This is a genomic window from Phytoactinopolyspora endophytica (genome assembly GCF_004138495.1).
Taxonomy (GTDB): Bacteria; Actinomycetota; Actinomycetes; order Jiangellales; family Jiangellaceae; genus Phytoactinopolyspora; species Phytoactinopolyspora endophytica.
The window spans coordinates 419,421-425,765 of record NZ_ML142850.1 but is presented as its reverse complement, the minus strand read 5'-3'; the positions used below and the strand labels follow the sequence as shown (position 1 = coordinate 425,765).

The following is a 6,345-nucleotide window of genomic DNA, read 5'->3' as shown; positions in this document are numbered from 1 at the left end:
TGGCTGAGTCCGGCGAACAGGCCGGACAGTACCCGGGAGGTCCATTCGTTCCAGTGATGGGAGGCGAAGATCTGCCGGTGAGCGCTGTCGTGGCCGAGGAAGCTGATCTGGGCGAGAACAGCCCCCAATCCTGCGGCGAGAAGGAGCTGGAACCAGGAGTTGCCGAGGAATCCGAACGCCACCCAGATGCCGGCGAACGCGGCCACCGTGGTGATGATCTTGGTCCAGTAGTAGGCGTACCGCCGCCGGAGCAGTCCGGCGGCCTGGACTTGGCGGGACAGCTCGGTGAACGAGCTCACGTACCGCGTGCGGCCCGGAGCTCGCGTGCTTCCTGTCTCGGTCATGGTGGGCGATGTGGGGCTCATGTGGGTCTCCCCGGGTATCTCAGGATTCGGAGGCTGTTGCGCCGCCTTCGGACTCCCATGCGGTCTCGGCCACCCGGTCCGCATGTGCGCTAACCGGAGTCGCGTGTGACTGGGCCCCCACGTGTGCCCGCACGACATGGATTGGCGGCTGTTCGTAGTAGCACAGCCGAGCGAGATCGTCAGCGATGTCGGCGGGGTCGAGACCGTGGATCAGGCGTGTGCCTGCTGTCCCCATGGAGTTCCTCAATTCGGCGAACATTGCGTCCGCCAGTAGTACCCCAACCGTAACAAAGGAACTCTAAAGCTAGCAAATATTTTCTAGTATATTTCACCATGTGTTGAACGTGGTCAGGCACATCGATGGCCTCCAGGGCGCGGGTCCGTGCATCAATCTCCACTCGCGCGACATTGTGGAAGCGTAGAATTAGAGAATGTTGACGCTCGTCATCGTGCTACTCGCCCTCTGGCTGATCCTCTCGATCGTCGGGTTCGCGATCGAGGGCATCTTGTGGCTCGGCGTGATCGGGGTCGTCCTGTTCGTCGCCACGGCGATCATCGGATGGATCAGACGCAACGCTCGTAAAGCGTAGTCGCACCCACGATCGCTCAAGCCCGGAGCCCTGGGCCCGGGGGCGTCATGAGGCGGCCGGGACACTCGCCCGCCCAGACGGCTGCTGGCCAGCTCGGGCACTCCGATGCCACTACGACCCTGCGGCACTACATCAAGCGACGCAATGAGACCTCCGGGAATGCTGAGCTGCTCTAGCAATCCGGGGGGTAAAAGGGTGTTGATCTACAAAGCCCCCCTGCCAACACATTCGTTTGTGCTGGTAGGAGGGCCCTTCTGCTCCCGCAACTGGACTCGAACCAGTAACCCTCTGATTAACAGTCAGATGCTCTGCCAATTGAGCTATGCGGGATCGGCTCACGACTTGCCTGCCGACGCAGAAGACTACCAGGTTTCGGGCTCCGGTTCCCAATCGGCGGGTAAGCCAACACGCCGGCCAGACCCCGCGCATCGGACCGTTACGATATGACGTAAGAATGTCATGACAAACTGTTGACGACGGCCGTCGCGGGGAGCAGACTCACAAGCAATCGTCCAGAAGTCTGGGCGGTGCTCGACACGGGCGCGCAGCAGGTCAGAGCAGAACGGATGAGGAGCGGCAGTATGCGGATCGGTTTCGTCGGCGTCGGGCGCATCGGTGCGTCTCACGCCAAAGTAGTCCGTGACCACCCATCGGTCACCGACGTAGTCCTGGCGGACGTCGACGCGGATCGTGCGGCCCAGGTCGCCGCTGAGCTTGGGGTGCGGGCCGTCACCACCCCTGAAGATGCGTACGTGGATGTCGACGCCATCGTCATCGCCGCCGCCACATCGGCGCACGCCGACCTGATCATCGCCGCGGCCCGGGCAGGTCTCCCGGTCTTCTGTGAGAAGCCGGTGGCGCCGGACATCGCCGGCACGGTCCAGGTGCGCGACGAGGTGGAGCGCGCCGGTATCCCGAACCAGATCGGCTTTATGCGCCGCTTCGACGCCGGCTACACCGCCGCGCGCGAGGCGCTTCGCTCCGGGAAACTGGGCGAGTTGCGCCGGGTACACATGGTGACCGCCGACGCGGAACCACCGCCCGCCGGCTATGTGCCGCACTCAGGCGGCATTTTCCGGGACTGCCACGTGCACGACTTCGACATCCTGCGATGGGTGACAGAGCGCGACGTCGTCGAGGTCTACGCGACCGGTGCCAACCGCGGAGCCGCGTACTTCGGCGAGGCCGGCGACGTCGACCAGTCCGCCGCCCTCCTCACACTCGACGACGGCACGCTGGCCACCGTTCAGGGCTCGCGCTACAACGGTGGCGGGTACGACGTCCGCATGGAGGTGGCCGGGACCGAGGCCACGTACGCCGTGGGTCTCGATGATCACACCGCGCTCGTCTCCGCCGAACCCGACATCGCCTTCCCGGGGGGAACACCGTACCGGGAGTTCTGGTCCCGCTTCCTACCGGCGTACGAAGCCGAGATCAACGCGTTCATCGAGGTGGCCGATGGCGCCTTGCCTAGCCCGTGCACCGTCGCCGACGCACTTGAGGGCTTCTACGTCGCCGAAGCCGCCACCCGGTCCCGGCTGGAGCACCGCCCGGTCCGGATCGAGGAGGTCCGTACAGCATGAGCGGCGACGGGACGAGTGAGCGGAGTGGTCGGCGTAGCGAGGGACGAGTGCAGCCGTCCGCGGAGCAGGTGAGGAGCGGAGCGCGACCAGAGAACATGAGCGGCGCGCGACCAGAGCACATGAGCGCCCCCTATGAGGTCGTCACGATGGGGCGGATCAGCGTCGACGTCTACCCGTTGCAGACCGGCGTCGGCATCGAGCAAGTCGAGAGCTTCGGCAAGTACCTCGGCGGTAGCTCCACGAACGTGGCCGTCGCCGCCGCCCGGCACGGGCGCCGCACCGCGACCATCACCCGGACCGGCGACGACCCCTTCGGCCGCTTTCTCCACCTGGCGCTGCGGGACTTCGGAGTCGACGACCAGATGGTCACCACGGTTCCGGACCTGATGACGCCGGTGACGTTCTGCGAGATCTTTCCACCCGACGACTTCCCGCTCTACTTCTACGGACGCGTTCCCGCACCGGACATGCAGATCAGCGCCGACGAGCTCGACTACGACGCGATCCGCTCTGCCGGGGTGTTCTGGGCGACGGTCACCGGCCTGTCCGAAGAGCCGAGCCGGTCCGCCACCCTGGCGGCGCTCGAGGCGCGTGGCCGCAGCGGCATCACCGTCCTGGACCTCGACTACCGGCCGATGTTCTGGGAGTCCCGGGAGGCCGCCCGCGAGCAGGTGCAGAAGGCCCTGCCGCACGTCACCGTCGCCGTCGGGAACCTCGACGAGTGTCATACCGCTGTCGGAACCGACGATCCGGTCGCGGCCGCGACGGCGCTGCGCGACCTCGGCATCACCTCGGCCGTCGTCAAGCAGGGCCCGAAGGGCGTGCTGGCGGCGGACCCGACCGGAACCTACGAGGTGCCGCCCACGCCGGTCGACGTCGTCAACGGCCTGGGCGCCGGAGACGCGTTCGGCGGCGCGCTGTGCCACGGCATGCTCGCCGGCTGGAACCTGGAACGCACCGTACAGTTCGCCAACGTGGCTGGAGCCATCGTCGCCTCTCGGCTGGCCTGCTCGTCCGCCATGCCCACGACCGACGAGGTCGAAGCACGTCTAGGAGACTCCGATGTCCGCTGATCGTCTGCAAACCATCGTGCGGGCTAGAACCACCCGTCCCGAAGCCATCGCTGAGGCGGCCGCCCGGCGGGTGCGACCGGACAGCCTGGTCGGGCCCGCGGGCAAGCTGATGGTGATCGCGGCTGATCATCCGGCACGCGGATCGCTGCGGGCGGGCACCGATGCGACGGCGATGGCCGACCGGGCCGATCTCCTCGACCGGCTGCTGGTGGCGCTGTCCCGCCCCGGCGTCAACGGAGTGCTCGGCACCGCCGACCTCCTCGAGGACCTGCTGCTGCTCGGCGCCCTGGACGGGAAGGTCGTCGTCGGGTCGATGAACCGCGGCGGCCTGGCCGGGACGGCGTTCGAGATCGACGACCGTTTCACCGGGTACGACGCCGCGACGATCGACGCGATGGGCTTCGAGATGGGCAAGATGCTGCTGCGCATCGACCCCGAAGACCACGCCACCGCCCCGACCATGCAGGCGTGCGCGCATGCCGTCTCCGAGCTGGCGGCGCACAAGCGGATCGCCATGGTGGAGCCGTTCATCTCGCATCGGACCGACGGCCGGGTCCAGAACGACCTCTCCACCGAGGCCGTCATCCGCTCCGTCACGGTCGCCGCCGGTCTCGGCACCACGTCGGCCTACACGTGGCTGAAGCTGCCGGTCGTCGACGACGATCCGGACGGTATGGAGCGGGTGCTGGCGGCTTCCACGTTGCCGGCGGTGCTGCTCGGCGGCGAGGTGCCCGACGACCCGGATGCGGCGTTCCGTCGCTGGGAGAAGGTACTGCGGCTGCCCACGGCGATGGGACTCGTCGTCGGCCGGACTCTGCTCTACCCGCCCGACGGCGACGTCGCGGGCGCGGTCGACACAGCCGTCAGCCTGCTGTGAGAGAGCTATAGCCGAGATGTTGAACACTGCGAACAAGGGCTTGGGCCGTGCACCCGCCGACGCTGCGAAAGGAAGAACGACATTGTGGTCGTCATCACGACCACAATGCATGTTCTTTCCTCCGGCGAGATGATGGCAATCAATGCGCGGGTCGCAGCGACGCGGACGACGCGGAAGACAAGGTGATGCGGAGATGGGTGACGTGACGAGGAACGAGTACTACCTTCCGGCGGGCGCGGCACGTGACGACGCGTATGCGCTAGAGGTGACGCCGGGGACAGACGGTCCGTTGGGATACTCGTCGCTGCGGATCGTGGAGCTGGACCCGGGGGAGAAGCACGCGTTCAGCACCGGCGACGAGGAGATGTTCGTGCTGCCGCTGTCGGGCTCCTGCACCGTGGTCTGCGACGGCGAGGAGTTCATCGTCCACGGACGGGACAACGTGTTCAACCGGGTCACGGACTCGGTGTACGTCCCGCGCGACGCCGAGGTCACCATCACGTCGACGGGCGCCGACGGACGCGGCCGGTTCGCGTTGCCGGCGGCACGCTGCGCCAACCGGCTCCAGGCGCGGTACCGGGCGGCCGAGGATGTCCCCGTGGAGATCCGCGGCTCCGGCAACTCCACCCGCCAGGTCAACAACTTCGGCTCGGCGCACACATTCGAGGCGGACCGGCTGATCGCGGTCGAGGTCATCACGCCGGCAGGGAACTGGTCTTCGTACCCCGCGCATAAGCACGACGAGGACCGCCCCGGCGTGGAGTCGGTCTTGGAGGAGATCTACTACTTCGAGATCTCCGACGGCCCGGGTGACAGGGGAGCGCCGAGCCGGGGGACGACGCAGCGGGACGGGTTCGGGTTCCATCGCGTGTACGGCACGCCTGAGCGGCCGATCGAGGTGCTGGAGGAGGTGCGCACCGGCGACGTCGTGCTGATCCCACACGGCTGGCACGGCCCGTCGGTGGCAGCTCCCGGCTACCACATGTACTACCTCAACGTGATGTCCGGGCCGGGCGAGAAGCGCGAGTGGCTGATCTGCGACGACCCGGCGCACGGGTGGGTTCGCAGCGAGTGGGAACACCAGGATCCGGACCCCCGCCTACCCCTGAGTTCCCCATGATCATCGAGGATCTGTGGTGCTATAACCCCCGCGATCCTCGATGATCATGGGAGTAGAGAGAAGGAGCGAGAGTGGTGAGTGAGACGGTGCGGCTGACGGTCGGGCAGGCGACGGTGCGGTTCCTGTCGCGCCAGTACGCCGAGCGCGACGGTGTGGAGCACAAGTTCTTCGAGGGCTGTTTCGGCATCTTCGGCCACGGCAACGTCGCCGGCCTCGGGCAGGCACTGCTGGAGGCCGAGGTGTCCGATCCCGGGGCGCTCACCTACCGGCAGGCTCGCAACGAGCAGGGCATGGTGCACGCGTCCAGCGCGTTCGCCAGGATGCGGAACCGGCTGTCGACGATGGCCTGCACGGCGTCGATCGGACCCGGTGCCACCAACATGGTGACCGGCGCGGCGCTGGCCACCATCAACCGGCTGCCGGTACTGCTGCTGCCCGGCGACGTCTTCGCCACCCGGGTGGCCAACCCGGTGCTGCAAGAGTTGGAGAGCACCGCCGGGTACGACATCTCGGTGAACGACACGTTCCGTCCCGTGTCCCGGTTCTTCGACCGGGTCTGGCGCCCGGAGCAGCTGCCGTCGGCGCTTCTCGGCGCGATGCGGGTGCTCACCGACCCGGCCGAGACCGGTGCCGCGACCATCGCGCTGCCGCAGGACGTGCAGGCCGAGGCGTACGACTGGCCAGTGGAGCTGTTCGAACGCCGGGTCTGGCACGTGCCGCGGCCGGTCCCGGAACCG

At 67.4% G+C, this 6,345-nt stretch carries 6 protein-coding genes, 1 tRNA gene and 1 pseudogene; 6 read left to right on the top strand and 2 right to left on the bottom strand.

The window, feature by feature from the left end:
* Window positions 1-365, bottom strand: a pseudogene (locus tag ELR45_RS36970) (acyl-CoA desaturase); the annotation flags it as partial.
* Between the two features lie 431 nt (window positions 366-796).
* On the opposite strand from ELR45_RS36970, the gene ELR45_RS34610 reads away from it, so the two are divergent.
* A complete protein-coding gene (locus tag ELR45_RS34610) occupies window positions 797-955 on the top strand; it encodes a hypothetical protein (protein WP_165367491.1) in 159 nt (52 codons plus the stop codon).
* Window positions 956-1,212: 257 nt separating this feature from the next.
* On the opposite strand, the gene ELR45_RS05270 is transcribed toward ELR45_RS34610, so the two are convergent.
* Window positions 1,213-1,285: transfer RNA gene (locus tag ELR45_RS05270), tRNA-Asn, on the bottom strand.
* Window positions 1,286-1,536: 251 nt separating this feature from the next.
* Here ELR45_RS05270 and ELR45_RS05265 point away from each other — a divergent pair.
* From ELR45_RS05265 to ELR45_RS36965, 5 genes are all read left to right on the top strand, one after another.
* Entirely contained in the window at window positions 1,537-2,538 is a 1,002-nt protein-coding gene (locus ELR45_RS05265) for a Gfo/Idh/MocA family protein (protein WP_129664006.1), read from the top strand.
* Window positions 2,539-2,657: 119 nt separating this feature from the next.
* A complete protein-coding gene (iolC, locus tag ELR45_RS05260; RefSeq protein ID WP_129664004.1) occupies window positions 2,658-3,611 on the top strand; it encodes a 5-dehydro-2-deoxygluconokinase in 954 nt (317 codons plus the stop codon).
* Window positions 3,601-4,488, top strand: a complete 888-nt coding sequence (locus tag ELR45_RS05255; RefSeq protein ID WP_129664002.1) for a Cgl0159 family (beta/alpha)8-fold protein — start codon at window positions 3,601-3,603, stop codon at window positions 4,486-4,488. The genes iolC and ELR45_RS05255 overlap by 11 nt, the downstream gene beginning before the upstream one ends.
* A 193-nt stretch (window positions 4,489-4,681) precedes the next feature.
* On the top strand, window positions 4,682-5,608 hold the full coding sequence (gene iolB / locus ELR45_RS05250) for a 5-deoxy-glucuronate isomerase (protein ID WP_129664000.1): 927 nt from the start codon (window positions 4,682-4,684) through the stop codon (window positions 5,606-5,608).
* 74 nt (window positions 5,609-5,682) lie between these two features.
* A partial coding sequence (locus ELR45_RS36965; RefSeq protein WP_240759169.1) for a thiamine pyrophosphate-binding protein occupies window positions 5,683-6,345 on the top strand: 663 nt, incomplete at its 3' end.

Excerpts from the sequence above, each read along its gene's own strand:
- iolB (WP_129664000.1), top strand. The coding sequence starts at position 4,682 with ATGGGTGACGTGACGAGGAACGAGTACTACCTTCCGGCGGGCGCGGCA.
- ELR45_RS34610 (WP_165367491.1), top strand. The coding sequence starts at position 797 with ATGTTGACGCTCGTCATCGTGCTACTCGCCCTCTGGCTGATCCTCTCG.
- iolC (WP_129664004.1), top strand. The coding sequence starts at position 2,658 with ATGAGCGCCCCCTATGAGGTCGTCACGATGGGGCGGATCAGCGTCGAC.
- ELR45_RS05265 (WP_129664006.1), top strand. The coding sequence starts at position 1,537 with ATGCGGATCGGTTTCGTCGGCGTCGGGCGCATCGGTGCGTCTCACGCC.
- ELR45_RS05255 (WP_129664002.1), top strand. The coding sequence starts at position 3,601 with ATGTCCGCTGATCGTCTGCAAACCATCGTGCGGGCTAGAACCACCCGT.